At 71.5% G+C, this 24,147-nt stretch carries 26 protein-coding genes; 12 read left to right on the top strand and 14 right to left on the bottom strand.

Translation table 11 applies throughout. The features are described from left to right. Nucleotides 1-135: 135 nt before the first annotated feature. From CQ044_RS11725 to CQ044_RS11735, 3 genes are read right to left on the bottom strand one after another with little or no spacing between them, the layout of a single operon-like run. The gene (locus CQ044_RS11725) at nt 136-1,203 is read right to left on the bottom strand and encodes an alpha/beta fold hydrolase (RefSeq protein WP_105688636.1); all 1,068 of its coding nucleotides are present in this window, start codon (nt 1,201-1,203) and stop codon (nt 136-138) included. A 31-nt stretch (nt 1,204-1,234) separates the two neighbouring features. After that, on the bottom strand, nt 1,235-2,086 hold the full coding sequence (locus CQ044_RS11730) for an alpha/beta fold hydrolase (RefSeq protein ID WP_219844960.1): 852 nt from the start codon (nt 2,084-2,086) through the stop codon (nt 1,235-1,237). Continuing rightward, nucleotides 2,083-2,856 (bottom strand): 3-hydroxybutyrate dehydrogenase, encoded by a 774-nt coding sequence (locus tag CQ044_RS11735; protein WP_045271228.1) that lies wholly within the window; start codon nt 2,854-2,856, stop codon nt 2,083-2,085. Before CQ044_RS11735 ends, CQ044_RS11730 begins: the two co-directional genes overlap by 4 nt. Before the next feature lie 63 nt (nt 2,857-2,919). Between CQ044_RS11735 and CQ044_RS11740 the strand changes: the two genes are divergently transcribed. Together CQ044_RS11740 and CQ044_RS11745 are read left to right on the top strand one after the other, a co-directional pair. After that, nucleotides 2,920-3,834, top strand: coding sequence for a LysR family transcriptional regulator (locus CQ044_RS11740; RefSeq protein ID WP_105688638.1), 915 nt, complete (start codon nt 2,920-2,922; stop codon nt 3,832-3,834). A 286-nt stretch (nt 3,835-4,120) separates the two neighbouring features. After that, nucleotides 4,121-4,597: a histidine phosphatase family protein gene (locus CQ044_RS11745; RefSeq protein ID WP_105688639.1), complete on the top strand. Its 477-nt coding sequence runs from the start codon at nt 4,121-4,123 to the stop codon at nt 4,595-4,597. A 108-nt stretch (nt 4,598-4,705) separates the two neighbouring features. On the opposite strand, the gene rlmN is transcribed toward CQ044_RS11745, so the two are convergent. Beyond that, entirely contained in the window at nt 4,706-5,959 is a 1,254-nt protein-coding gene (rlmN, locus tag CQ044_RS11750) for a 23S rRNA (adenine(2503)-C(2))-methyltransferase RlmN (protein ID WP_105688640.1), read from the bottom strand. A 75-nt stretch (nt 5,960-6,034) separates the two neighbouring features. Here rlmN and CQ044_RS19840 point away from each other — a divergent pair, with 75 nt between their 5' ends. Continuing rightward, on the top strand, nt 6,035-6,634 hold the full coding sequence (locus tag CQ044_RS19840) for a ribosomal protein L7/L12 (RefSeq protein ID WP_258133281.1): 600 nt from the start codon (nt 6,035-6,037) through the stop codon (nt 6,632-6,634). A 9-nt stretch (nt 6,635-6,643) separates the two neighbouring features. Here CQ044_RS19840 and CQ044_RS11760 read toward each other — a convergent pair whose 3' ends face one another. Then, nucleotides 6,644-7,360 carry a DUF3592 domain-containing protein gene (locus CQ044_RS11760; RefSeq protein ID WP_105688641.1) on the bottom strand — a complete coding sequence of 239 codons (717 nt, stop codon included), beginning with the start codon at nt 7,358-7,360 and terminating at the stop codon, nt 6,644-6,646. Between the two features lie 162 nt (nt 7,361-7,522). On the opposite strand from CQ044_RS11760, the gene CQ044_RS11765 reads away from it, so the two are divergent. Further along, a complete protein-coding gene (locus CQ044_RS11765; protein WP_258133282.1) occupies nt 7,523-8,347 on the top strand; it encodes an ankyrin repeat domain-containing protein in 825 nt (274 codons plus the stop codon). 283 nt (nt 8,348-8,630) lie between these two features. On the opposite strand, the gene CQ044_RS11770 is transcribed toward CQ044_RS11765, so the two are convergent. Both CQ044_RS11770 and CQ044_RS11775 read right to left on the bottom strand, forming a co-directional pair. Continuing rightward, on the bottom strand, nt 8,631-9,488 hold the full coding sequence (locus CQ044_RS11770) for an NAD(P)-dependent oxidoreductase (protein ID WP_045271123.1): 858 nt from the start codon (nt 9,486-9,488) through the stop codon (nt 8,631-8,633). Nucleotides 9,489-9,531: 43 nt separating this feature from the next. Then, on the bottom strand, nt 9,532-10,293 hold the full coding sequence (locus tag CQ044_RS11775; RefSeq protein WP_105688642.1) for an SDR family NAD(P)-dependent oxidoreductase: 762 nt from the start codon (nt 10,291-10,293) through the stop codon (nt 9,532-9,534). Nucleotides 10,294-10,644: 351 nt separating this feature from the next. On the opposite strand from CQ044_RS11775, the gene CQ044_RS11780 reads away from it, so the two are divergent. Continuing rightward, nucleotides 10,645-10,839 (top strand): hypothetical protein, encoded by a 195-nt coding sequence (locus CQ044_RS11780; protein ID WP_105688643.1) that lies wholly within the window; start codon nt 10,645-10,647, stop codon nt 10,837-10,839. A 24-nt stretch (nt 10,840-10,863) separates the two neighbouring features. Here CQ044_RS11780 and CQ044_RS11785 read toward each other — a convergent pair whose 3' ends face one another. Further along, on the bottom strand, nt 10,864-11,202 hold the full coding sequence (locus CQ044_RS11785; protein ID WP_105688644.1) for an ATP-dependent DNA ligase: 339 nt from the start codon (nt 11,200-11,202) through the stop codon (nt 10,864-10,866). A 243-nt stretch (nt 11,203-11,445) separates the two neighbouring features. Here CQ044_RS11785 and CQ044_RS11790 point away from each other — a divergent pair, with 243 nt between their 5' ends. After that, a complete protein-coding gene (locus tag CQ044_RS11790) occupies nt 11,446-11,664 on the top strand; it encodes a hypothetical protein (protein ID WP_105688645.1) in 219 nt (72 codons plus the stop codon). A 13-nt stretch (nt 11,665-11,677) separates the two neighbouring features. On the opposite strand, the gene CQ044_RS11795 is transcribed toward CQ044_RS11790, so the two are convergent. Further along, complete coding sequence (locus tag CQ044_RS11795) at nt 11,678-12,562, bottom strand: SDR family oxidoreductase (protein WP_105688646.1); 885 nt, start codon at nt 12,560-12,562, stop codon at nt 11,678-11,680. A 205-nt stretch (nt 12,563-12,767) separates the two neighbouring features. Between CQ044_RS11795 and CQ044_RS11800 the strand changes: the two genes are divergently transcribed. The 4 genes from CQ044_RS11800 to CQ044_RS11810 all read left to right on the top strand — a co-directional run bounded on the left by CQ044_RS11800 (nt 12,768) and on the right by CQ044_RS11810 (nt 15,588). Beyond that, entirely contained in the window at nt 12,768-13,022 is a 255-nt protein-coding gene (locus CQ044_RS11800; protein ID WP_105688647.1) for a hypothetical protein, read from the top strand. 120 nt (nt 13,023-13,142) lie between these two features. Continuing rightward, a complete protein-coding gene (locus CQ044_RS19590) occupies nt 13,143-13,307 on the top strand; it encodes a hypothetical protein (RefSeq protein ID WP_181158297.1) in 165 nt (54 codons plus the stop codon). Nucleotides 13,308-13,381: 74 nt separating this feature from the next. Beyond that, nucleotides 13,382-14,107, top strand: a complete 726-nt coding sequence (locus tag CQ044_RS11805; RefSeq protein ID WP_105688648.1) for an aminoglycoside 3'-phosphotransferase — start codon at nt 13,382-13,384, stop codon at nt 14,105-14,107. 311 nt (nt 14,108-14,418) lie between these two features. After that, nucleotides 14,419-15,588 (top strand): sorbosone dehydrogenase family protein, encoded by a 1,170-nt coding sequence (locus CQ044_RS11810; protein ID WP_105688649.1) that lies wholly within the window; start codon nt 14,419-14,421, stop codon nt 15,586-15,588. A gap of 194 nt (nt 15,589-15,782) precedes the next feature. On the opposite strand, the gene CQ044_RS11815 is transcribed toward CQ044_RS11810, so the two are convergent. The 3 genes from CQ044_RS11815 to CQ044_RS11825 all read right to left on the bottom strand — a co-directional run bounded on the left by CQ044_RS11815 (nt 15,783) and on the right by CQ044_RS11825 (nt 18,772). After that, entirely contained in the window at nt 15,783-16,193 is a 411-nt protein-coding gene (locus CQ044_RS11815; RefSeq protein WP_105688650.1) for a cupin domain-containing protein, read from the bottom strand. A gap of 264 nt (nt 16,194-16,457) precedes the next feature. Next, nucleotides 16,458-17,486, bottom strand: coding sequence for a zinc-dependent alcohol dehydrogenase family protein (locus tag CQ044_RS11820; protein WP_105688651.1), 1,029 nt, complete (start codon nt 17,484-17,486; stop codon nt 16,458-16,460). An 11-nt stretch (nt 17,487-17,497) separates the two neighbouring features. After that, complete coding sequence (locus CQ044_RS11825) at nt 17,498-18,772, bottom strand: multidrug effflux MFS transporter (protein ID WP_105688652.1); 1,275 nt, start codon at nt 18,770-18,772, stop codon at nt 17,498-17,500. Between the two features lie 102 nt (nt 18,773-18,874). Between CQ044_RS11825 and CQ044_RS11830 the strand changes: the two genes are divergently transcribed. Beyond that, nucleotides 18,875-19,768: a helix-turn-helix domain-containing protein gene (locus CQ044_RS11830; protein ID WP_105688653.1), complete on the top strand. Its 894-nt coding sequence runs from the start codon at nt 18,875-18,877 to the stop codon at nt 19,766-19,768. 226 nt (nt 19,769-19,994) lie between these two features. Here the strand turns inward: CQ044_RS11830 and CQ044_RS11835 are convergent, their stop codons facing one another. After that, complete coding sequence (locus tag CQ044_RS11835; protein ID WP_105688654.1) at nt 19,995-20,786, bottom strand: class I SAM-dependent methyltransferase; 792 nt, start codon at nt 20,784-20,786, stop codon at nt 19,995-19,997. 138 nt (nt 20,787-20,924) lie between these two features. Between CQ044_RS11835 and CQ044_RS11840 the strand changes: the two genes are divergently transcribed. Next, nucleotides 20,925-21,713: a helix-turn-helix transcriptional regulator gene (locus CQ044_RS11840; RefSeq protein ID WP_105688655.1), complete on the top strand. Its 789-nt coding sequence runs from the start codon at nt 20,925-20,927 to the stop codon at nt 21,711-21,713. Between the two features lie 212 nt (nt 21,714-21,925). Here the strand turns inward: CQ044_RS11840 and CQ044_RS11845 are convergent, their stop codons facing one another. Beyond that, the gene (locus CQ044_RS11845) at nt 21,926-24,040 is read right to left on the bottom strand and encodes an MMPL family transporter (RefSeq protein WP_105688656.1); all 2,115 of its coding nucleotides are present in this window, start codon (nt 24,038-24,040) and stop codon (nt 21,926-21,928) included. Between the last annotated feature and the right edge of the window lie 107 nt (nt 24,041-24,147).

A 24,147-nucleotide genomic window follows, 5' to 3' on the forward strand; every position in this document is an offset into this window, starting at 1 on the left:
CAGCCTGATCCTGCGCCCGCGCCCGCGCGACCCGGCGCCCCTCCCTATGCCCCCTCCATCTTCGGGTCGTCCCCCTCAGCGGACGCCATGGCGTCCGCTCACGGGGACGACTCGGAGATAGGGAGAGAGGAGGGCTCAGAAGCCGAGGTGGGTGGCGAGCTCGCGATCGAAGACCTCGGCCTCGTCGAGGTGGGGCGCATGCCCGGCCTCGGGCAGGACGACCTCGCGATACTCCCCGCCGTTCGCGGCGTAGCGCTCGAGCACCGCCCTGGTCTGGGTCACCATCGGCTGCACGGGTGCGACCTCCTCCCCCGGCCAGCCAGGGATCACGCCGAGCGCGCCGAGCTGATTGAGGTCGAAGAACGAGGCGTCCGACACGATCGCGTCCTTCTCCCCGCGGATCCAGAGGATCCGGGGCTTCACGGCGAGATCCACGATGCCCGACAGATCCAGGTGCTGCGGCGCCATCGTGTTGAGCACGCCTCGGGTGCCGGCGGCGAATCCGGGCCAGCGGTCGGATCCGACCGCATCGCCCGGGTAGTTGTCGAGACCCGTCTTCGTGGTGAGCATCGACGCGACCCAGAGGTCCTCGTGCGGGGTCTGCGTCTCGGGCCGCGCCACGTACGCGGTGCGGTAGACGGTGCGCGGCGAGGTCTGCGCCTCATCCGTGGTGTCGCCTGCATCCAGTCGCGCCACGAAGTCGGGGTTCGCCCCGCCGCCGCCTGTGCCGGCGCCGTCGGCGTCGTTGCGCGCCCCGTCCGGGCCGTGCGTGCCGCCGAAGCCGTAGGGCGAGACCGGCGACTCCAGGGTGAGCGAGAGCACGCGCTCCGGCGCATCCAGCGCGACCTGCAGCACGACGCCGCCGCCCATGCTCCAGCCGACGAGGTGCACGGCGTCGAGGTCGAGGGCGTCGAGCACCCCGCGCACGTCGTCGGCGAAGTCGCGCAGCCCGCGGGCCGCGTCGACGGGCTTGGTCTCGCTGTCGCCGAAGCCGCGGAGGTCGATCGCGAGCGCGCGCACGTCCGCCGGGAGGGCGAGCATCGTCGGCTGGTAGAAGAGCGCCGACGACACATTGCCGTGCACGAACACGACCGACGCAGTCGGCGCCGCAGGATCTGCCGCGGGGCGTTCGAGCACGTTGGCGATGTAGCGCGGCGTCTCGATGCGGCGGGCGGTGATGCCCTCGAACAGGGTGGCGGTCATGTCGGCTCCTTCGGGAGAGCGGGGAATGCGGTCAGGGTCGGGCGTCCGCCTCGGCGGCGACGCGCACGGCGCCCCGCTCGGCGAACAGGATCGTGTAGTGGTTCACATCCAGTACTTCGACGATCCGCAGCTGCGGCACGAGTGCGCGGAACCGGTCGAGCGCTCCCGGAGCGTAGAGCGGATCCGCGTCGAGCAGCCCCCGCGGCGCGCGCAGCACCGTCACCGGCATGCGCAGCCCGCGCAGTGCGTCGAGGTACCAATCCGGCCCGTACAGCTCGCCGCCGTCCTGAAGCATTGCGGCGGCGACCGTGGAGGAGCGCAGGTGCGGGGCGGATCCGTCCAGGTCGTGTCGCGCGTAGGTCTCGACCGCGCTCGACCAGTCCCGGGCGAAGGCGGGATGGATCCGCCAGAAGTCCAGATAGGCGTCCTCGTCGGAGAACTCCATGGACAGCCGCTGCGCGGCCGGGCCCAGGAGCGCGGCGATGTCGAGGTCGTCGGCACTCGCCCCCTCCGGCAGCGCGAGCGGGAACCCGCCGTCGACGAGCACGAGGCGGGCAACGAGGTCGGGCCGCCTCGCGGCGAGCGCGACAGCGACGAACGCGCCCATCGAGTGCCCGAGGACCGCGCGCGCACCGCCGCCGTCCGCATCCAGCACCGCGGCGAGATCCTCGGCGTGCCGGCGCAGCCCGTAGGGCCCGGGAAGCGCGTTGCTGCGCGCCCTTCCCCTGAGGTCGGGGGCGAGGATGCGCCGCGCGGGCAGGAGAGCGGCGACCGTGTCCCAGGAGCGGCCGTTGGCGGTGATGCCGTGGATCGCGAGGACGGCCTCGGCGTCGGACGAGGGGCCGAAGGACGTGACGGCGAGTGTCTGGGGCGTGCCGGTCACCGTGCGCTCCATCCGCCGTCCATCGTGTACGACGCTCCCGTGACCGAGCCCGCGGTCGGACCGCACAGCCACCGGGCCAGATCCGCCACCTCCTCGGGCTCGAGAAGTCGCTTGATCGCCGATTCGACGAGCATGACCTTCTCGATGACGTCGGTCTCGGGGATGCCGTGCGTGCGGGCCTGGTCCGCGATCTGCTTCTGCACGAGGGGCGTGTTGACGTACCCGGGGTTGATGCAGTTGCTCGTGACCCCATGCGGGCCGCCCTCGAGCGCCGTCACCTTCGAGAGACCCTCCAGGGCGTGCTTGGCGGTGACGTAGGCCGATTTGTACTCGCTCGCGCGCAGGCCGTGCACGGAGCTGATGTTGACGATCCGCCCCCACCCGCGGGCGTACATCCCGGGGAGCACAGCCCGGATGAGCAGGAACGGCGCCGTGACCATGATGTCGAGCATGCGGCGGAACATCGCGGGGTCGAAGTCGACGATGGGCGCGACGGTCTGGAGCCCCGCGTTGTTCACGAGAATGTCGGCGTCGAAGGCGCGGGCAGCGAGCGCGTCCAGATCGCCGAGGTCGATCGCCAGAGCCTCGCCGCCGATCTCCGCCGCCACCGCGGCGGCCCCCTCCGCGTCGCGGTCCAGCAGCAGCACGTGCGCCCCGTCCTGCGCGAGCGCCCTGGCGCACGCCGCCCCGATGCCGCTTCCCGCTCCTGTGACGAGGGCGGTGCGCCCCCGGAGGTCGGTGTCGGGTCCCGGGGATCGCTGCGCTGCCATGCCTGCACGGTAGTTCACCCTCGCGCACGACGGAAGGGGATCCGGCTATGCAAAACTGCACAGATGGACGCGCACTTCCCCGCACCGCCGCTCAGCGCGGACGACCTGCTCGTGCTGCTCGCCGTCGCGCGCAGCGGCCGGTTCACCGCCGCCGGAGCGCAGCTCGGGCTGAACCACACCACCGTCGCGCGCCGCATCGCCGCCCTCGAGGCGCAGCTGGGCGGACGCGTGCTCTCGCGCGAGGGCGCGGGGTGGGAACTGACTCCGCTCGGCTCCCGCGCCCTGGCCGCGGCCGAGGGCGTGGAGCGGGCGCTCGGACGCCTGGACGGCGGCGACACCGCGCGCATCGGCGGGCTGATCCGGCTTTCCGCCACTGACGGCTTCAGCGGATTCGTGGCCGCTCCCGCGATGGCCGCGCTGCAGCGCGTCCATCCCGAGGTTCAGCTCGAGCTCATCACGGGCACCCGGCAGGCCTCGCATCAGCGCACGGGGGCCGACCTCGAGGTCGTGGTGGGGCGTCCCCAGGTGCGGCGGGCGCGCGCGATCCACCTCGCCGACTACGCGCTCGGCCTCTATGCGAGCCGCGACTGGCTGCGCGAGCATCCGGCGCCGCAGGATCCGGAGGAGCTGGCCGGGCAGCCGCTCGTCTACTTCATCGAGTCGATGCTGCACGTCGACTCCCTCGACGATGCGCGGCGCGCGGTTCCCGGCATGCACGACGCCGTGGCGAGCACGAACGTGTACGTGCACGTCGACGCCACCCGCGGCGGTGCGGGCTACGGGCTGCTGCCCGCGTTCCTCGCGGATCAGCACGAGGATCTGGTGCGCGTGCTGCCGGACGAGATCGACGAGCGACTGCCGTACTGGCTCATCGCGCGCCCCGAGGCGCTGAACCAGCCCGCGATCGCGGCGTTCCTCGAGGCGCTCCAGGCCCGCCTGACCGAGGTGCGCCCGCACCTGCTCGGCAAACGGGCGTAACGCCCCCTACTTCCGAGTCGTCCCCACCAGCGCACCCCAGAGGCTCCGCTCACAGGGACGACCCGAAATGGGTGGTGGGACGTGTGGGCACCCTACTTCCGAGTCGTCCCCACCAGCGCACCCCAGGGGCTCCGCTCACGGGGACGACCCGGAATGGGGGCGGGACGTGCGGGCACCTACTTCCGAGTCGTCCCCACCAGCGCACCCCAGGGGCTCCGCTCACAGGGACGACCCGAAGCATGAGCGGGGGCGTGCGTCGGCGCCCCCTTGATGGCACGCTGGAAATGTGAAGACCCTGCTGCTGGCTCGCCACGCGAAGTCCGACTGGGGCTCGGCGGATCTGCGCGATCACGACCGGCCGCTGAACGCACGCGGCCGCCGGGACGCCCCGATGATGGCCCGTCGGCTGCGCGACGAGGATGTGCGCCTGCAGCGGATCCTGTCGAGCACCGCGATCCGCGCGCGCAGCACGGCCGACGAATACGCGGCGGCGTTCGGACTCGCCGTCGTGGCGGAGCCCGCACTCTACGCCGCGTCCGCCCGCGCGATCCTCGGGATCGCGTCCGCCCTCCCGGATGACGTCGAGGTCGCGATGCTCGTGGGGCACAACCCCGGGATGGCGGATGCCGTGGCCGAGCTCACCGGATCCTTCGTGGAGTTCCCGACATGCGCCGTCGCCGAATGCGCGGTCGACGTCGCCTCCTGGTCCGAGCTGATCGAGGGATCGGGCACCCTGCTCCGCCTGCGCACCCCGCGCGACTGACCCGGGCCCCGCCCCACATTCGCTCTACCTGCGAGTCGTCCCCGTCAGCGGACGCCATAGGCGCCGCTGACGGGGACGACTCGGAAGTAGGGACCCACGAAGAACGGGTCAGGCCATCGCGGCGGCGGCGGCCTCGTCCTCGGTGGTCGCGACGAGCTGGCCGCAGGCGCCGTCGATCTCCTTGCCGCGGGTGTCGCGGAGGGTCGTCGGGATGCCGGCGTCGTTGAGACGGCGGACGAACTCGTCCTGCACGTCCTTCTCCGACGCGGTCCAGATGGATCCGGGGGTCGGGTTCAGCGGGATCGGGTTCACGTGCACCCAGCCGCGGCCGCGCGCATTGAGCTTCTCCGCGAGGAGGTCGGCGCGCCAGGGGTGGTCGTTCATGTCCTTGATCAGCGCGTACTCGATCGAGACGCGACGTCCCGTCTTCTCGAAGTAGCGGCGGGCGGCGTCGAGCGCCTCGTCGACCTTCCACCGCGAGTTCACCGGGATGAGTTCGTCGCGGAGCTGGTCGTCGGGCGCGTGCAGGGAGAGCGCGAACGTGACGGGGATGTCCTCGTCGGCGAGCTTGTTGATCGCCGGGACCAGGCCCACCGTCGACACGGTGATGCCGCGGGCACTCATACCGAGGCCGTCGGGCTGGGACGCGACCATGACGCGCACCGCATCCATCACGCGCTTGTAGTTCGCGAGCGGCTCGCCCATCCCCATGAACACGATGTTCGAGACGCGCTCCATGGAGTGGTCGTCGGCCTTCTTGCCGCCGAGGCCCCCCTCTGCAATCAGGCGGTTGGCACGCACGATCTGCTCGACGATCTCGGCCGTCGACATGTTGCGCGTGAGCCCGGCCTGCCCCGTGGCGCAGAACGGGCAGTTCATGCCGCAACCGGCCTGGCTCGACACGCACAGCGTGATGCGGCCCGGGTAGCGCATGAGCACAGACTCGACGAGCGCGCCGTCGTGCAGACGCCAGAGGAACTTGATCGTGTCGCCGCGATCGGTCTCCAGGCGCCGCACCTCGGTGAGCAGCGGCGGCAGCATCCCCGCGACCAGCTCGTCTCGCTGGCCGGCGGGCAGATCCGTCATGTGCGCGGGATCCGAGGTGTAGTGCGTGAAGTAGTGCGTCGCGAGCTGCTTGGCGCGGAATCCGGGCAGGCCCAGCTCCTTGACCTTCTCGACGCGCTCGGCGGGCGTGAGGTCGGCGAGGTGCACCGGGGGCTTGCCCCGCTTGGGGCTGGCGAACTGCAGCAGCGGGCGCCCCTCGGCATCCTTCTTCTGCGTCCATCCTTCGGTGGCGGGGCGCACCTGGGCGGTGCGCGTCGCGGGCGCGCCGGAGCGGGCGGACGCAGGAGTCTCGGACATGTCTTCCAGGGTAGAGCCTGCAGGGTGCGAAGGCGCTGGGCGCGGCCCGGCGGATCCGCCCCGTACGCTGGCGGCATGGACCTCTGGATCTGGATCCTCCTCGCCGGCGTGATCGTCATCCTCTTCATCGTCATCGCCGTGACCCTGCGCGCGATCCGGCCGAAGGCGCCGGAGCCGCTGGGGACCACCCTCGCGACGCCGCCATCCGCCACGCCCGCCACGCGGGCCGCAGCCGCCACGCCCGCCGCGGCCTCGACGCGCCGGGAGTCGCCGTCGGCGACTCCCGGTCCGCTCGCCCCCTCCGTCGTCGCGGAGATCGACGCGCTGGTCGCCGCCGATCAGAAGATCTCGGCGATCAAGGTGCTGCGCGAACACTCCGGCCTCTCGCTGCGCGCGGCGAAGGACCAGATCGACGCCTGGATCCCGTCGACACCCGGCACGATGAACTCGGCTCCCGTCTCGCTCACCCGCTCCGACTCCCGCCCTGCCGGAGCACCCTCGTACGTCGGCGAGATGTCCGCCTCCGAGGCGGTCGCGCACCTCGACCCGAACGTGCACGCCGAGATCGGACGCCTCATCGCCGCGGAGCAGAAGATCGCGGCGATCAAGCTGCTGCGCGAGGCCACCGGCCTCGGTCTGAAGGACTCGAAGAACGCCGTCGAATCCTGGCGCTGAGCCCGCCCCTCAGACCCGGCGGCGGATCACGATCCGGTTCTCGTCGGACGGATCCTGACGGTCGAACCAGACGTCGACCTCCTCGCCGTTCACGAGCGGGTTGCGCACGTCGATCGTCGCGGCGCGCTTGACCCAGCGCTGCTGCCCCGCGGCGTCGCGGAACGTGTACGTGACCGCGGTGAGGATCCGGCTCGCGTCGTCGAAGTGCGTGTAGCCCTGATTCGTCACCGAGCCGGTGACCGGGGTCGTGGTGCGCACCAGCTCGTCGGCGGCGTCGAGGCGACGCGCCCTGCCAGCGCGCGCGACCAGCCCCAGCCCGAGAAAGGCGACCGCGACGATGGCGAGCCCGAACGCCAGCGGATCGACGACCGGATACTGCAGCAGTTCCGGCGGCAGCGCGACGACCGCGTGGCCGACGGCCGCGCCGAGCACCGCGACGCCGACCGCAGTGAGCCAGCCGGGCAGACGCGGATTGCGCGCGGCGGCGACGGACCACAGACCGAGCGCGATCAGGAGCGCGAAGGACGAGGCGATCGCGGCGATGATCGCGGCGACGTCCTGCTCCTGCACGTCATCGGAGAAGCCCGTCGCGGCGCCACGGGTCAGCGCCCACCCGAGAACGGCACCCGCTCCGAGCAGGAATACGCCGGGGATGACGAGACTCGCCCCCGTGGCCCGCCGGGACGGGCGCTCTCGCCATGCGGCGTCCGGATCGATCGTGCTCATGCCACGATCTCAGCACAGCGAGGTGCTTCTCCGCTCGATGTTTCTTCGCGCAGACTCGACAAGGCTTCTTCGCACGAACCCGCCGAGGGACCGGATCGCCGCTACCCGGATCGAGCGACGCCGCCTCAGGAGATGCCCACCCTCGCGTGGTATACCATTTCCATGCCCGATACCTCGCTCCCGCCGTGCGTCGCCCGCCCTCCGGACAGAGCGCCGCGCCGGGAGGATCCCGCCCCGTTCCGGAAGCGCGCCGCCGGCGCGATCGCCGGGCTCGGCGTGACCGCACTCCTGCTCGCCGGCTGTACAGCGGCCGCGCCGGAATCCACGCCGACCGTCACCAGCACGTCTCCCACGGTGGCGAGCCCCTCCCCCGCATCCCCCAGAACCGAGGCCCAGATGACCGCTCTGAACTCCCGCCTGTTCGACGCCGCAACGGCCGGTGACGCCGCCGTCGTCCGGGCCGCGATCACCGAGGGCGCCGACCTGGAGGCCCGTGGATCCGGTGGCATGACCGCGCTGATCGCCGCCACCAAGGGCAACCGGATCGACGCGGCCCTCGCGCTCATCGATGCCGGCGCCGACGTGAACGCCAAGGACGACATCGTCGACTCCGCGTACCTGTACGCGGGCGCGCGCGGGCACGACGAGATCCTGCGGGCGACGCTCGAGCACGGCGCCGACCTGCGCAGCACGAACCGCTACGGCGGCACCGCACTGATCCCCGCCTCCGAGCGCGGCCACCTCAGCACCGTGAAGATCCTGCTCGCCGCGGGCGTGGATCCGAATCACGTCAACAACCTGAACTGGACGGCGCTGCACGAGGCGATCGTGCTGGGCGACGGTTCGCAGACGTACGTCGACATCGTGCGCACCCTCATCGCCGGCGGTGCCGACGTGACGATCCGCGACGGCGACGGCGTGCTGCCGCGCGACCTCGCCGCCTCCCACGGATACCGCGACATCGTCGCCGCGATCGACGAGGCCTGAGCCTGGCCCGGAGCCGTCCCGCCCGTCCCGACCCTGACTTTGGGGCGCAGCCTCCCGTTTTGGGGCGCGCCACACCGGGAATCAGCGTCGGGACGCGCCCCAAACGGCAGAAGTGCGCCCCAAGGCCAGGAGGAACCAGGATCCCCGGCCCCGGCACCGACACGGTTTTGGGGCGCAGCCTCACGTTTCGGGGCGCACCACACCGGAAATCAGCGTCGGGACGCGCCCCAAACGGCAGGGACGCGCCCCGAAACCAGGAGAAGCCCGAGAGGACCCGACCGACTCAGTCCAGGAAGATGTCCGGGAACAGCTGATCGTCGGGGGTGCCGGGGACGGCGGCGTAGCCGGAGAAGTCGGTGATGCCCGCGGCCTCGAGCACGTCCTCCACGATCAGCGTCTGTCCGGTGTACTCGCGGGCCGGCTGCGCGAGCACGGCGTAGGCGGCGTCGGCGTACACCTCGGGCGTGCGGCTGACCTTCATCATCCGGTCGCCGCCGAGCGCGAACTGCACCGCGGCCGTCGCGATCGTCGTGCGCGGCCACAGCGTGTTGGCGGCGATGCCGTCCTTCGCGAACTCGGCTGCGAGGCCCAGCGTCGCCATCGTCATGCCGTACTTCGCGAGCGTGTAGCCGGTGTGCGCCCCGAGCCATCGCGGCGTGATGTTGAGCGGCGGCGACAGCGACAGGATGTGCGGGTTCGGGGCGTCCTTGAGCACCGGCACCGCGGCGCGGGACAGCATGAACGTGCCGCGCACGTTGACGTCCTGCATGAGGTCGTACTTCTTGGCGGCGAGGTCGAGGGATCCGGACAGGTCGATCACACTCGCGTTGTTGACGACGATGTCGATGCCGCCGAACTCGCCCTGCGTCTTCAGCACGGCCTCGGTCACGCTCTCGTCGTCGCGCACGTCGCCGAGGATGGGCAGCGCCCGGCCGCCGGCCGCGCGGATCTGCTCGGCCGCGGTGTGGATCGTGCCCTCGAGCTTCGGATGCGGGGTGTCCGTCTTCGCCAGCAGCGCGATGTTCGCGCCATCGGCGGCCGCGCGCAGGGCGATCGCGAGGCCGATGCCACGGCTGCCGCCGGACATCAGGATGGTCTTGCCCGCGAGGGGCCTGTCGGTGGTCAACGCAGTCTCGGTCATGTCTTCCTCGGGTTCGTGGGTCGGCGGGCGGATCCGGGTCCGCTTACTTGGGCGCCATCCGGATCGCGCCGTCGAGACGGATCGTCTCGCCGTTCAGGTAGCCGTTCTCGACGATCTGCTGCACGAGCGAGGCGTACTCGTCGGGGCGGCCGAGGCGGGCCGGGTAGGGCACCTGCTCGCCGAGCGAGTCCTGCGCGGCCTGCGGCAGGCCCGCGAGCATCGGGGTCTCCATGATTCCGGGGGCGATTGTGCACACGCGGATGCCGTAGCGGGCCAGCTCGCGCGCGATCGGCAGCGTCATCGCGTGCACGCCGCCCTTCGACGCCGAGTACGCGGGCTGTCCGATCTGACCGTCGAATGCCGCGACGCTCGCCGTGTTCACGATGACGCCGCGGTCGCCGCCGTCCAGGGGCTCGTTCTTCGAGATCACCGCGGAGGCCTGCGAGATCACGTTGAACGTGCCCACGAGGTTGATCCGGACGATCCGCTCGAAGCCGGCGAGGTCGGCGGGGTTGCCGTCGCGGTCCAGCACCTTCGCGGGCGGGGCGATGCCGGCGCAGTTCACCACGATGCGCAGCGGTGCCGCCGCCTGGGCTGCGGCGACGGCTGCGGCGACCTCCGAGGGGTTCGTCACGTCGGCCGGGGCGAAGACGCCACCCAGCTCCTCCGCGATCTCCGCACCCTTCGAGCTCGGCAGGTCGATGATCGTGACGGTCGCACCGGCGGCGGCGAGGCGGCGTGCGGTGGCGAGGCCGAGCCCCGAGGCACCGCCGGTGACAAGGGCTCCGGATCCGTGGATCTGCATTGCCCACTCCTTTCGAACAGCTCTGTTCCGTGAGACGGCACGGCCACTTTTCAGGGCCTGCGACTGAGTCTCAGCTTACGTGAGTCCGCGTCTCACCCCGCACGCACCGTGCGCCCGCACGGATCGGGGACCCGTCGGCACGGACGGCGGGGATCGTCGTCGATGCGAGCCTACGGCCCGCACCAGCGGATGTCACAGGAACCGGCCCTCGACGGGCGGGAGATCCGAGCCCTGGAGAAGAGGACCGATGACAACACGAGGCGGTTGTCAAGGCCCTGGCCGCGAGCGCCGTGATCGCGGATCCTGGGCCGAGACGATGCCCCGCAGAGGGGCTCAGCAGAGGAGAGACCGATGAGCGAGATCGACGAGGGACCCCCGCCGAACGTGCATCACGCGCGCCCGGAGAGAACCGGGTACCGGCATGCGGCGAGCGCCCGGCGCCACGGTCCGGAGGAGTCGGATGACCCGTACGCGAAACCCGGTGAGGATCCGTACGGCAAGCGCGCCGCGGCGACGTCGTCGCGACGGCCCGGTGAGCGGGACTGACGGCCCCGGCGTCTCACCCCGCCGTCACTGGATCTGACCGCTGTCGTCGACCTCCATCTCGTCGACCTGTGAAGGCTCGGGGATCAGCCGGAGACCCCCCGGCGTATTCGCCAGCTGGCTGAGCGCCTCGACCCACAGCCGGTTCAGGGGCGGGCGGCGGCCGCCGTGGTAAGTGAAGACCATGGTGCACGAGGGGTGGATCCAGACGGAGGTGCGACCGTGCCCGATGCTCGGGTCGTCCTTCCAGGTGAAGTAGAACGGCTCCCCGCGGCGGAGCTTGTTGGCGACCACCATCTGCACGTGAGCCAGCGCGCGGTCGTCCAGATCCGCATGCGTCTGACCCTCGTAGCTGAATCTGCCCATCTCGTTCCGTCTCCTTGATCGTTCCCTGCGTATCGCCCCTCACCCCACATCATGGTCTGCGGAACTGCGCGGCGGGACCCCCTCGACGCGCATGGCTCGGGGATGATACGTCTGCACCGCCCGAACCGGAAGTCCCAGGCGCCACCAAGCACGCGCGCGTAGCGTTCGTGCCACGCGGAGCCTCAGGATCAGCACCTTGGACGCGGTGGTCTCTGACGTCCGCCGGTGAAGAAGGAGGAGATCATGGTTCCCGAAATCCACCTGCTGCCCGAAGTCCACAAGTGGTGGCCCCACCTGTCCGCGCGCTCCAAGCAGCGACTAGAAGAACAGGACGACGGGGTCGTGCCCGACGACGTCCGCGAGGAGATCGAGCGGATCATCGGCGAGGCCGTGGATCCGTCGGCGCGGCTCAGCGACGGCGACCGCACGTTCATCCGCACGCAGCAGGAGATGGTCGACTGACGCCCGGTGCCGCTCAGAGGTGGCGCCCGCCCGTGACGGGGATGATGCCGCCCGAGACGTAGGACGCGTCCTCGGAGGCGAGGAAGACATATGCGCCCGCGAGCTCCGCGGGCTGACCGGCGCGGCCGAGAGGAGTGTCCTCGCCGAACGTCGGCAGCTTCCTCGGCCAGCCCGTCGCCGGGATGAGCGGCGTCCAGATGGGCCCGGGGGCGACGCCGTTGACGCGGATCCCGTGCGGTCCCTGCTGCTCGGCGAGCATCTGCACGAAGGCGACGAGGGCGGCCTTGGTCAAGGCATAGTCGAACAGCCCTGGCGACGGGTCGTAGGCCTGGATCGACGTGGTCGCGATGATCGAGGATCCCGGCGACAGGAACGGCAGCGCGGCCTGCGCGAGCCAGAACGGAGCGTAGAGGTTCGTGTGCATGACCTTGTCGAACTCCTCCGGCGGGACGTCGTCGATCTCCCCCCTACTGCGCTGATATCCGGCGTTCAGGACCAGGATGTCGAGCCCGTCGAGGCTTTCGGCGGCATCCGCGACCAGATCCGCGCATCCCTGTTCGTCCGTGAGGTCCCCCGGGAGCAGCACCGCCTGTCGGCCGGCCCTGCGGATCCAGTCCGCGGTGTCCTCCGCGTCCGCCTGCTCTTCAGGCAGATAGCTGAGCGCCACATCCGCGCCCTCCCGCGCGAACGCGATCGCCACCGCACATCCGATCCCGGAATCGCCGCCGGTGACCAGCGCGTGCCGTGCGGGCAATCGGTCGGAGCCGCGGTAGCTCTCCTCGCCGTGGTCCGGGCGCGGGTCCGTCTCCTCCAGCAGGCCTGGCTGGTCGTTCCCCGGATCCGGTGGGTCGGGCAACGGCGGGTACTTGGTGCGCGGGTCGGTCATGCTGTAGCTCATGCCGGGCACGCTAGACAGGGCGCACCGGACCGACGAGGGGGTTGACGATCGCGGGCGGGTTGTCTACGGGTCACGGTCACGCCGATCCTGCACGTCTCTCGATGCAGCGTGCGCGCCAGCGATAGCCCTCCGCCGGCCCGGCTGTCAAGGGCCGTGACGCGGGTCGATGCGGGGCTCATCCTCCTCTGTGGACGAGGGGAGTGAGATGTCGATGACGACACCGGCCCGCTTCGAGATGCGCAGGCTCACGGAGAGCGAATGGCTGATCCTGGACGACGGCTTCGACCGCAGCGACGCGCGGCACACGGTCGCCTGCGTGAGCCGGCTCTCGGCGGAGCAGGTCGAGGTGATCTGGCTCCAGCCCGTGGCCGAGAGGATCCGCTACGACTCGGTCGCGGACGTGCTGGAGGCCGTGCGCAGCGCGCCGCAGCAGCAACGGCGGGCGGGCGGACCGGCGTGAACCGCTGCGAACGGGCCCTGCCATCCCGCACCCCTCGCCGTCAAGCCCCTGTGCAGCGGTGATCGTCACCGCCTACCGTGAGTCGGCGGTCGCACCCGCGGCACCTGGAAGGAGTCCGTCATGAACATCCTCTTCGTCATCATCATCATCGTGGCCATCATCCTGGCCATCACGGGTGGCCTCGTGCAGTCCCTGAACTTCCTGCTCTGGGTCGGCCTGGTACTGCTCGTCCTCGCCGTGATCGCCTGGTTGCTCCGGTCGGTCACGGGTCGCCGGGCGCCGTGACGGCCGCAGGGCACTGACGAGGGAGGGCCGGCGATGCCGGCTCTCCTTCGTTCTCGTGCGGGCAGGATGGATCCATGAGCATCCCGATCGACGACGTGACCGTTCCCGATCGCGTGAGGGAGCTGGCGGGATCCGCCGCGCTCACCCCGGTGTGGGAGAACGGCATCGGCGGTCTCACCTTCCGCACCGACGACGGCCGATTCCTCAAGTGGGGCCCGCGGCACCGGGAGGCGACGATGCGCGCGGAGGCGGAGCGGATGTGCTGGGCGCGCGTCTGGACGCTGGTGCCGCAGGTCCTGGATCAGGGCGAGGATCGCACGCACGAATGGCTCGTGACGGCATCGATCGCGGGCCGCAGCGCCGTGGATCCGTCCTGGATCGCACGGCCCGAGATCGCCGTGCGTGCGGTCGGATCGGCGCTGCGCCGGCTGCACGACGCCCTGCCCGCCGACGAATGCCCGTGGAGTTGGAGCGTCGAGGACCGGATCGCGAACGCCGCAGAGCGCGGGATCGTCGTGCCGGAGAGCCTGCACACGGCGCCGCCGATCGACCGCCTCGTCGTCTGCCACGGCGACGCCTGCGTGCCGAACACCCTGCTCGACGACGCCGGTCGCGGCATCGCGCACGTCGACCTCGGCGCGCTCGGAACCGCCGACCGCTGGGCCGACATCGCGGTCGCCTCGATGAGCACCGAGTGGAACTACGGTCCCGGATACGAGGACCTCCTCATCGAGGCGTACGGAGTGGATCCGGATCGCGAGCGCCTCGCCTACTACCGCGACCTCTGGGACGCGACCTGAGGCGTCGGTGACGCGGCTCGCCTGCAACGCGGCGTCGCCGGTTCGGACGCGGGCTCGCCGGCCCTGGCTCCCCCATCTCCGAGTCGTCCCCGTCAGCGGACGCTTTGGCGTGCGCTCGCAGGGACGACTCGGATTCTGGCTCCCCCCATCTCCGAGTCGTCCCTGTCAGGGGACGCTATGGCGTGCGCTCGTGGGGACGACTCGGAGATGGGGCGGACCTAACCGGAGCGACCTTGGCGCGGGCGGCGGCTCTGGCGGGAATCGCGGACGGCGAGGATCCTGAGAGGACGCACTGACATCGGGAGGTGGTCATGAATGGGTCCGGGAGAGGCGAGGCGGCGCGCTCAGGCATCGCTGCCCTGGTCGCGATCGCACTGGCCGCCTTCGCGCTGACGGCGTGCGCGCCGACGACCGCCCCGACCGTGACGAGAACGCCGACGGGACCCGTCGCGTCCGCGCAGCCCCCGTCGCCCTCGTCCTCGTCCTCGTCTTCGGCGCCGACTTCGGTGCCGGACTCGCCGTCCGTTCTGGTGACGGGGCTCGTCGCGCCCTGGTCGATCGTGCCGATCGGATCGGGGGCGCTCATCTCGCAGCGGGACGACGGGCGCGTGCTCGAGTGGACCCCGGCCGGCGGAGTGCACGACGTCGGCACGGTCCCCGACGTGGTCTCCGGGGGCGAGGCAGGACTCAACGGGCTCGCGATCCACGACGATGGCGGAACGCGCTGGCTCTACGCGTATCACGCGACCGCCGCCGACAACCGCGTCGTGCGGCTGCATCTCACCGGCGATCCGGGTGCGCTGCGGTTCGATCCGGCGAGCGCGCAAGTCGTGTTCGCCGGCATCCCCCGGGCGGGGAACCACGACGGCGGGCGGATCGCGTTCGGCCCGGACGGGATGCTCTACGTCGGGACCGGCGACGCCGGGCAGCGCGATCGCGCGCGGGATCGCGACTACCTCGGCGGCAAGATCCTGCGGCTCACGCCCACGGGCCGGGCCGCGCCGGGCAATCCGTTCGGCACCGCGGTGTACAGCCTCGGGCACCGCAACGTGCAGGGGCTGGCGTGGGACAACGCGGGCACGCTGTGGGCGAGCGAGTTCGGGCAGGACACCTGGGACGAGCTGAACCGCATCCAGCCCGGCGGCGACTACGGCTGGCCCGACCACGAAGGCCGCGCCGGCGCCGCCGACGCGATCGATCCGGTCGTGACCTGGCGTCCGTCGGAGGCCAGCCCGAGCGGCATCGCGATCGTCGATGACGTCGTCTACGTCGCCGGCCTGCGCGGCGAGAGGCTGTGGACGCTCGACACGAGGTCACCGGATCCGCAGCCGCAGGCCGCGTATACCGGCGAGTTCGGCCGCCTGCGCGACGTCGTGGCGGCCCCGAACGGCGCACTCTGGGTGCTCACGAACAACACCGACGGCCGAGGCTCCCCCGGCGATGCCGACGATCGCCTGCTGCAGCTCCCCCCTCGCCGCTGATGCCCCCGCCCGTCTTTCTCCCTACTTCCGAGTCGTCCCCATGAGCGGACCCTATGGCGTGCGCTCATGGGACGACCCCCGCTCCTGGCTGCACCTGTTTCGAGTCGTCCCCGTCAGCGGACCATGTGGCGTGCGCTCACAGGGACGACTCGGAGGTGAGGCGGTACCCGACCGGGGCCCGGACGCGGGCGGGGTCACTCGGAGCGGCGGCGGGCGTACTCCGCGTCGGTGACGTGTTCCTTCCAGATCGTCGTGGTGGCGGGATCGTCGCCGGCCTCGAGCATTGCCAGGTGCTCCATGAAGCAGCCCGCTGTGGCGCCGTGCCAGTGGTCCTGGCCGGGCGGGGTGTAGAGCGTCTGCCCGGGATGCAGCTCGACGACATTTCCGTCCCGATCGCCCACGAGAGCGACGCCGCTCGTCACGCGGAGGAACTGCCCTCGAGCGTGCGAATGCCAGGCCGTGCGGGCGCCGGGTGCGAACCGCACCAGGGCGACCGTCATGCGCTGATCGGCCTCATGCGGCGCGGCGATGCGATCGAGCCAGACGTCACCGTGGAACTGCTCCGGCGGGTTCTTGACCGTGGGCACGGCGGATTCGATGTTCATGCCACATCCTCCTCTGTTGTTTCTTTCACTTCCGGGTCGTCCCCATCAGCGGACTCTATGGCGTGCGCTCATGGGGACGACCGAGATCTGGTCTGGCCGTACGTCCGGGTCGTCCCCGTCAGCGGACCCCATGGCGTGCGCTCATGGGGACGACCCGGATCCAGGCGGCCCCGGCGAGCCACCCGGATCCAGCGGCCCCGGCGAGCCGGGCGGATCCACCGCTGCACCCGAGACCCCGCCGGATCCAGCCGGATCCACCGGGGCTCAGTCGGTCGTGAGCAGCACCTTGGTGGCGCGGCGCTCGTCCATGGCCCGGTAGCCCTCGGCCGCATCCTCGATCGACAGGGTCAGGTCGAAGACGGCGCCGGGATCGACGCTCCGCTCGAAGATGAGGTCCACGAGCTCCGGCAGGAAGCGGCGCACCGGCGCAGGTCCACCGTGCAGGTGCACGCTCGAGAAGAAGACCTCTGCGCCGTCCAGGGCGACGTCGTGGGAGACGCCCACGAAGCCGACGTGCCCTCCCGCGCGCGTGGCTCGGATCGCCTGCTCCATCGACTCCTGGGTTCCGACCGCCTCGATCGTGGAGTGCGCGCCGAGGCCGCCCGTGAGTTCCTTGATCCGCGCGACACCCTCCTCACCGCGCTCGGTCACGATGTCCGTCGCTCCGAAGCGGCGCGCGAGGGCCTGCCGATCGGCGTGACGGGACATCGCGATGACCCGCTCCGCACCGAGCTGCTTCGCCGCCAGGACGCCCAGCAGCCCGACGGCCCCGTCTCCCACGACGGCGACGGTCTTGCCGGGGCCCGCCTCGGCGGCCACGGCGGCGAACCAGCCTGTGCCGAGAACGTCGGACGCCGCGAGCAGCGAAGGGATGAGGTCGGCGGGCGGCTCCCCCGGCGTCACGACGAGCGTGCCGTCGGCGAGCGGGATCCGCGCGTACTGCGCCTGAGTGCCGACCGAGCCCATCATCACCTGATGCACGCAGCGGGACTGATACCCCGCCGCGCAGATCTCGCAGGTGTTGTCGCTCGCGACGAAGGATCCGACGATGTGATCGCCGGGCCGGATCAGGGCCACCTCGCCGCCGACGGACTCGACGACCCCGATGTACTCGTGACCCATGCGCTGCCCGCCGGCGCGGATCGCCTCGGCCCCGCGGTAGGGCCACAGGTCGGATCCGCAGATGCAGGTGGCGGTGACGCGGATGATCGCGTCGGTCGGCTCGAGGATGACGGGCATCTCGAGCTCTTCGGTCCGGACATCGCCCGGGGCGTGCATGACGACTCCACGCATGTTCGTTCTCCTCAGTGTGCGGTGATGACGGTGGCAGTGGTGGTGGAAGGGCCGCCGGGCCCGGGAGCGGGGGCGCCGCCCCGGCGGGGACGGGCGAGCACCGCGAACGAGACCGCGGCGAGGACCGTCGCGGCCACGGTGACGAGTCCGAGCGGCAGGATGCTGGCGGCGCCCGCGATGCCCACAAGTGGAGCGGCGATACCCCCGAACCCGAAGCGGACCATTCCGAGCAGCGACGACGCCGTGCCCGCGATCTGCGGATACTCCACGAGCGCGAGGGTGGTCGCCGGCGGGGAGGCCGTCGCGACGCCGCTCGCGAGGGCGAAGAGCGAGACGAGCACGACCCACAGCGGCATCGGGGCGATCCCCGCGGCGAGCAGCCCGAGGGCGCCCAGGCCGGTGATCGCGACGCCCACGGTGAGCGTGCCGCGCACGCTCCACTGCTCCGCGGCACGGCCCGCGAAGTAGCCGAAGACCATGAAGCCTGCCGAGTTCGCGCCGAACGCGAGGGCGTACCCCTGCGGCGACAGGCCGTAGATGTCCTGAAGCACGTACGTCGCGCCGGCGAGATAGGCGAACACCGCCGCGTACAGGAAGCCCTGACTCAGTACCGCACCGAGGAAGATCCGGTCGGCCAGCAGCGTACGGAAGTCCTGCAGAGTGCGCCGCAGCCCGCCGACCGTTCGGTCGGCGGCGGGAAGGGTCTCCCCGAAGGCGAGCAGGGTGATCAGCAGGATCGCGGATCCGATCACGGCGAGGAACAGGAACAGCCCGCGCCAGTCGGCGACCGTGCTCAGCGCTCCGCCGAGGAGCGGCCCGACGATCGCGGCGAATCCGCCGACCACCGTGAGACGGCCGTAGAAGCGGATGAGCGCTCCGCCCGCATACACGTCGCGGCCCGCCGCCTGCGCGATGACGATCCCGACGCCCCCGGCCAGGCCCTGCACGAAACGGGCCGCGATCAGCAGGCCGACCGAGGGCGCCGCCGCGCAGAGCAGAGAGGTGCCGATGTAGGCGGCAACCCCGATCAGCAGGATCCCCCGTCGTCCGAAGCGATCCGAGAGGGGGCCTGCGACGAGCTGGCCGAGCGCGAGCCCGATGAGGCACGCGGTCACGGTCAGCTGGGCGATCGAGGTCGCCGCCCCGAGCTCGCGTGTGAGGGCCGGGAGTGCAGGCAGGTAGAGGTCCATCGAGATCGGGCCGAACACGGTGAGCAGGAGCAGCAGCGACGGCAGCAGTCTCGAGACTGTGGGGCGCGCGGCGGATCCGGGATCGGTGCGGTTCATGGGGACCACTCTCCGCTCGATCCTGCGCTGGTGGGAGTCCCTGTCGAGGGGTGTACCGGCAGGGCCTCCCTCCGGTGACGGGATCGGCCTACCCTGCTGTGCATGGACAACAGAGCCGAGGTGCGCGAGTTCCTCATGACCCGCCGCGCCCGTGTCTCCCCCGAGGCCGCCGGGCTGCCCGCGGGCGCGAACCGCCGCGTGGAGGGTCTGCGCCGCAGCGAGGTGGCCGCGCTCGCCGGGGTCAGCGTGGAGTACTACGCGAAGCTCGAACGCGGCGCGATCGCCGGGGCCTCGGCGGCGGTGCTCGACGCGCTCGCCGACGCGCTGCAGCTCGACGACGCCGAGCGCGCCCACCTCCTCGACCTCGCCCGCGCCGCCGACGGCATCCCCACCAGCGGGCGCGCACGGCGGCGGGGAAGCGGCCGACCGACGCCACTGCGTCCGAGTCTGCAATGGGCTTTGTCCTCGATCACCGACGGCGTGGCCTTCGTCCGGGATCCGCGGCAGAACCTGCTCGCCACCAACGCACTCGGGCGGGCGTTCTACTCCCCCGTGATCGGCGACGGCGGGCGCACGCCGAACCTCGCCCGCTTCCAGTTCCTGGATCCGGCCGCCCGCGACTTCTATCCCGAGTGGGATCTGTTCGCGCACATGTGCGTGGGCGTGATGCGCGCGGAGGCGGGACGGGATCCGCACGACACGGCGCTGCAGGCGCTCGTCGGCGAGCTGTCCACCCGGAGCGAGGTCTTCCGCCGGCTCTGGGCCGAGCACGATGTGCGTCGCCATGGAGCCGGCACCAAGCACTTCCGCCACCCGGTCGTGGGCGACCTGACCCTCGCGTACGAGGAGCTGGCGATCACCGCGGAGCCGGGCAACGTGCTCCTCGTCTACACCGCCGAGCCCGGTTCGCCGTCCGCCGAGGGCCTCACGCTGCTCGCGTCCTGGGCCGCCACGCAGGAGCCCGAGCGCCCGTCGATCTCCGCCGCAGACGCCTGACCCCCACTTCCGCGTCGTCCCCGTGAGCGGACCCTATTGCGTGCGCTCACGGGGACGACTCGGAGATGGGATGGGGACGCCCCTTGGTGTTCCCCCGGTCGTTTGTGGTGCCCCTGGCCGCTTGTGGTTCCCCTGCTTTCGCAGTCGTCCCCGCCAGCGGACTCTACGGCGTGCGCTCACGGGGACGACTCGAAAGTGGGAAACGGAAACGGGAACCGGAGCAGGGTCACACGCGGCAGAGGATCTCGCCGTGCAGGACCGAGAGCCAGCCGTCTTCGCTGGCCGCCCACTCGCGCCAGCCGTTGCTGACGCGCTGCAGGTCGTCGGGGGTCGCCGCTCCCGATTCCAGGAGCTGGGGCGCGATCGCGGAGTCGAGGATCCGGTCCGCCCACATGCCGCCCCACCAGGCGCGGTCCTCGGCGTTCGCGTAGCACCAGGTGCTCGAGGAGGCCACGACGTCGGTGAGCCCCGCCGCGTGCGCCCACGACAGCAGCACCCGGCCCGCGTCCGGCTCGCCGCCATTCGCGCGGGCCGCGACGTAATAGAGGTCGAGCCAGGTGTCCAGCGCCGGCAGGGCGGGCCACCACCGGAAGCCGCCGTAGTCGCTGTCGCGCACCGCGATGATCCCCCCGGGCCTGGTCACCCTGGTCAGCTCCCGCAGGGCCTGGACCGGATCCGCGACGTGCTGCAGCACCTGGTGCGCGTGCGTCACGTCGAAGCTGTCGTCCGGGAAGTCCAGGGCGTGCACGTCGGCAACGCGGAACTCGATGTTCGTCACGCCGCGTTCGGCCGCCGTGGTGCGGCTGAGCCGCAGCTCCTCCGCGCCGATCTCCGTGGCGACGACCTCGGCGACCAGTCCGGCGAGATCCGCGGTGATCGTGCCGGGCCCGGCACCCACGTCGAGCAGGCGATCCGTCGGACGCAGGTGCGGGAGCAGGTGCGCGGCCGAGTTCTGCGCAGTGCGCCAGCGGTGCGATCGCAGCACCGAATCGTGGTGTCCGTGGGTGTATGCGGCCATCGGGTCTCCTCTGTTCCAGGGGGCTTCGATCCCCAGCGTTCCGGTTCGGCGCACCGCGCGGAAGACCGTAGTCTTCCTAGGAGCGCCGCACCCTCGTTCGGCGGCGCTCGCTGATGCGGAGGATCCAGGAGGCCGCGGATGTCGAACGCACTCGGAGATTTCCTCCGCGCCCGGCGCACCGACGCCCGGCTGCAGACGGAGGCGCCCCGACCGGGCGCTCGCCGCCGCACCACGGGCCTGCGCCGCGAGGAGGTCGCGACCTCCGCCGGCATCAGCGCCGACTACTACACGCGCCTCGAGCAGGGACGCGAGACGCACCCCAGCGACGCCGTGCTCGACGCCCTCGCCCGCGCGCTCCGGCTCGACCAAGACGCCACCCATCACTTGCACAGGCTGCGCGACGCCCACCCCGGTGCCGCACGCCCCGAGCCCGCGGATCCGCCCGCCGCCGACGCCACTCTGGTGGCCCGCATGACGATGCTGGTCGACGCCGTGCGTCCCAATCCGGCCTACGTCCTGGACCGGCTCAGCACGGTCGTCGCAGCGAACCCCGAGGGGCTCGCACTGCACGAGGGACTCGCCGATCTCCCGCCCGCGCAACGCAACACGTGCCGCTCCCTGCTGCTCGATCCGCGCGCCCGGGAGACGTTCGTGGAGTGGGAGGAACTGGCCCGCGGCGCCGTCGCGCACCTCCGCGCCGCCAACGTGGACGATCTGCAGGATCCGCAGCTCTCCGCCCTCGTCGAGGAGCTGAGCGCGCAGAGCCCGCTTTTCCGGACCTGGTGGAGCGGCCATCTCGTGCAGCGCCGTCGCGGCGACATCACACACGTGCGCTCGGCCGACGGCGCCGTCGCCGCCCGCCGCTACGAGGTGCTGCACCTCCCCGAGGACGGCGTGCGGATGACCCTCTGGCTCCCCGCCGTCTGAAGACCCGCTCCCCCCTGGGTCGTTGAGCGAGCGAAGCGAGACCCTGGGTCGTTGAGCGAGCGAAGCGAGACCCGGGGTCGTTGAGCGAGCGAAGCGAGACGAAACGCGGTGCGCTCGCGGATCGAGTCCGCCGGCGCACCGCGTTTCGTCTCAGTCGCCTTCGGCGTCTTCGCTCAACGACCCCGGCAGGAAGCCGCCTTCGGCGTCTTCGCTCAACGACCCGGCAGCAAGGGAACCGGATCCTCGACGCCCGCCTCCGCGGACGCCGTCGCTCGCGCCCCACGGCGCAGCCCGCCGGGCCACCAGATCCGATCGCCGAGGAGGGCGAAGATCGCGGGCACGATCACGGTGCGCACCACGAGCGTGTCCACGATCACGCCGACGCCGACGATCAGGCCGAGCTGGCCCAGGGTCACCAGGGGCAGCACGCCGAGCGCGGCGAAGACCGCGGCCAGCACAATGCCCGCACTCGTGATCACGCCGCCGGTGTGCGCGATCGCCTCGACCATCCCCGCCCTCGTGCCGTGTGACGCGGCCTCGGCACGGGCGCGGTGCACGAGGAAGATCGTGTAGTCGATGCCCAGTGCGACCAGGAACAGGAACGCGAGCAGCGGCACCTGCAGGTCGAGCGCGTGCTGACCGAACAGCACCCGGCTCAGCCACGCACCCGCACCGATCGCGGCGAGCGCGCTGGCGAGGTTCACGACGAGCAGCAGCACGGGGGCCACGACCGAGCGCAGCAGGATCAGCAGCACCAGGAAGCTGACCAGCAGCACTAGGGGCGCGATGAGCAGCAGGTCCTGCTGGTTGCCGGTGCGGGCGTCGACGTCCGTCGCGACCGCCCCGCCGACGAGCGCGTGCGCATCCGGCACGGCGCGCACCGCGTCGCGCAGCTCGGTGATCTGGTTCAGGCTCTTCTCGGTGCTCGGGGCGTAGTCGCTGGTAACCATGATCTTCGTGAGGGCGCCGTCCTCGGTCGTGCCGACCGGCTGCACGCGCACAACGCCTTCGACGTCCTCCGCCGCTGCGACCACGTCCCGTGCCTGCGCCGAATCGGCGACCACGAGGATCGGCTGCGCCTCGCCCGCAGGGAAGTGCGCTGAGAAGACCTCGAGCCCCGCCGCCGACTCCGAGGGCACCCGGAACTTCTCCACCTGGTCGAGCCCGACCGAGGTGCCGAACAGGCCCGCGGCCATCACCGCCAGCAGCGCGCCGCCCGCGAGCAGCGCCATGAACGGGCGCTTCACGACACCGCCGGCGATCCCGCGCCACACCCGTCCCTGCCTGCGCTGCTCACCGGGACGCGGCACGAACGGCCAGAACACCTTCGGCCCGCACACCGCGAGCAGCGGCGGCAGCAGGAACAGGACGGAGGCGAGTGCGATCAGCAGGCCGATCGCCGAGGAGATCCCGAACCCGTGCGTCCCGGGGATCACGGCCAGCACGAGCGTGAGGAGCGCGAGCACCACGGTGACGTTCGAGGCGACGATCGCAGGCGCCGTCTTGCGCCAGGCGGTGCTGAGCGCGCGACGGTGATCGGTCTCCTGCTGCAGCTCTTCGCGGTAGCGCGAGATCAGGAGCAGGGCGTAGTTCGTGCCGGCGCCGAACACCAGCACGCTGATGACGCCCGCGTCGAACTGCAGGCCCCATGCGGATCCGGCCGCCGCGGTCATCCGGCCCGCGAGTCCGTCCGCGAGCGCGACGACCACGAGCGGGATCAGCCACAGGATCGGCGAGCGATAAGTCAGGATGAGCAGGATCGCGACGATGAGGATCGTGACGATCAACAGCGTGAAGTCGGCGCCCTCGAACGATGACGCGATGTCGGCGCCGAAAGCGGGACCTCCGGTGACCTGCAGCGTGAGGCCGTCCGGTGCGTGCGCGGCGACATCCGAGCGCAGCGCGGCGATCGCCTTCGCGTTCTCGGCGTTCGCGTCCGAGGCGGTGATCGGGGTGATGATCACCGCGGCCTTCTCGTCATCGCTGACCACGGGTCCCGACGGGTCCGCCGCCGCGCGGGCGTCCAGCACCGGGACCAGATCCTTCAGCCCCGCCAGATCCGCCTCGGACAGCGCCGCGCCGTCCTCCCGCGACGCCACGACGAGCACCGACTGCCGGTCGGCGTTCGGGAAGGTCTTCAGGAGCTCGGAGACCCTGGTCGACTCCGATGCGGCGGGCGCCTGCGCGTTGCCGCCGGGAGCCTTGGCCGAGCCGAAGGCGCCGAACAGGAGGACCATGAGGAGAAGGACGAGCCCGAGCGAGATCCATGCGCCGCGGCGCGAGGTCAGAGCATCGGAGAGGCGCGAGCGCGCGACGGAATCTGCCATGCCTCCAGTCCACCCGCGTGCACGCCGCGTGCCATCGTGCACAAGGTTGATCGAAAGATCGATCGAAGGGACGAGACCGGATCCCGCCGCTCCGGGGCCGTCGAGCG

Origin of the sequence: Microbacterium sp. MYb64 (genome assembly GCF_002979495.1) — a bacterium.
In the GTDB taxonomy this organism is placed as follows: Bacteria; Actinomycetota; Actinomycetes; order Actinomycetales; family Microbacteriaceae; genus Microbacterium; species Microbacterium azadirachtae_A.

What these genes read in the sequence shown, in the direction of transcription:
- CQ044_RS11725 (WP_105688636.1), bottom strand. Translation starts at nt 1,203, where the DNA reads ATGACCGCCACCCTGTTCGAGGGCATCACCGCCCGCCGCATCGAGACG.
- CQ044_RS11735 (WP_045271228.1), bottom strand. Translation starts at nt 2,856, where the DNA reads ATGGCAGCGCAGCGATCCCCGGGACCCGACACCGACCTCCGGGGGCGC.
- CQ044_RS11740 (WP_105688638.1), top strand. Translation starts at nt 2,920, where the DNA reads ATGGACGCGCACTTCCCCGCACCGCCGCTCAGCGCGGACGACCTGCTC.
- rlmN (WP_105688640.1), bottom strand. Translation starts at nt 5,959, where the DNA reads ATGTCCGAGACTCCTGCGTCCGCCCGCTCCGGCGCGCCCGCGACGCGC.
- CQ044_RS19840 (WP_258133281.1), top strand. Translation starts at nt 6,035, where the DNA reads ATGGACCTCTGGATCTGGATCCTCCTCGCCGGCGTGATCGTCATCCTC.
- CQ044_RS11760 (WP_105688641.1), bottom strand. Translation starts at nt 7,360, where the DNA reads ATGAGCACGATCGATCCGGACGCCGCATGGCGAGAGCGCCCGTCCCGG.
- CQ044_RS11765 (WP_258133282.1), top strand. Translation starts at nt 7,523, where the DNA reads ATGCCCGATACCTCGCTCCCGCCGTGCGTCGCCCGCCCTCCGGACAGA.
- CQ044_RS11770 (WP_045271123.1), bottom strand. Translation starts at nt 9,488, where the DNA reads ATGACCGAGACTGCGTTGACCACCGACAGGCCCCTCGCGGGCAAGACC.
- CQ044_RS11775 (WP_105688642.1), bottom strand. Translation starts at nt 10,293, where the DNA reads ATGCAGATCCACGGATCCGGAGCCCTTGTCACCGGCGGTGCCTCGGGG.
- CQ044_RS11780 (WP_105688643.1), top strand. Translation starts at nt 10,645, where the DNA reads ATGAGCGAGATCGACGAGGGACCCCCGCCGAACGTGCATCACGCGCGC.
- CQ044_RS11785 (WP_105688644.1), bottom strand. Translation starts at nt 11,202, where the DNA reads ATGGGCAGATTCAGCTACGAGGGTCAGACGCATGCGGATCTGGACGAC.
- CQ044_RS11790 (WP_105688645.1), top strand. Translation starts at nt 11,446, where the DNA reads ATGGTTCCCGAAATCCACCTGCTGCCCGAAGTCCACAAGTGGTGGCCC.
- CQ044_RS11795 (WP_105688646.1), bottom strand. Translation starts at nt 12,562, where the DNA reads ATGAGCTACAGCATGACCGACCCGCGCACCAAGTACCCGCCGTTGCCC.
- CQ044_RS11800 (WP_105688647.1), top strand. Translation starts at nt 12,768, where the DNA reads ATGTCGATGACGACACCGGCCCGCTTCGAGATGCGCAGGCTCACGGAG.
- CQ044_RS19590 (WP_181158297.1), top strand. Translation starts at nt 13,143, where the DNA reads ATGAACATCCTCTTCGTCATCATCATCATCGTGGCCATCATCCTGGCC.
- CQ044_RS11805 (WP_105688648.1), top strand. Translation starts at nt 13,382, where the DNA reads ATGAGCATCCCGATCGACGACGTGACCGTTCCCGATCGCGTGAGGGAG.
- CQ044_RS11810 (WP_105688649.1), top strand. Translation starts at nt 14,419, where the DNA reads ATGAATGGGTCCGGGAGAGGCGAGGCGGCGCGCTCAGGCATCGCTGCC.
- CQ044_RS11815 (WP_105688650.1), bottom strand. Translation starts at nt 16,193, where the DNA reads ATGAACATCGAATCCGCCGTGCCCACGGTCAAGAACCCGCCGGAGCAG.
- CQ044_RS11820 (WP_105688651.1), bottom strand. Translation starts at nt 17,486, where the DNA reads ATGCGTGGAGTCGTCATGCACGCCCCGGGCGATGTCCGGACCGAAGAG.
- CQ044_RS11825 (WP_105688652.1), bottom strand. Translation starts at nt 18,772, where the DNA reads ATGAACCGCACCGATCCCGGATCCGCCGCGCGCCCCACAGTCTCGAGA.
- CQ044_RS11830 (WP_105688653.1), top strand. Translation starts at nt 18,875, where the DNA reads ATGGACAACAGAGCCGAGGTGCGCGAGTTCCTCATGACCCGCCGCGCC.
- CQ044_RS11835 (WP_105688654.1), bottom strand. Translation starts at nt 20,786, where the DNA reads ATGGCCGCATACACCCACGGACACCACGATTCGGTGCTGCGATCGCAC.
- CQ044_RS11840 (WP_105688655.1), top strand. Translation starts at nt 20,925, where the DNA reads ATGTCGAACGCACTCGGAGATTTCCTCCGCGCCCGGCGCACCGACGCC.
- CQ044_RS11845 (WP_105688656.1), bottom strand. Translation starts at nt 24,040, where the DNA reads ATGGCAGATTCCGTCGCGCGCTCGCGCCTCTCCGATGCTCTGACCTCG.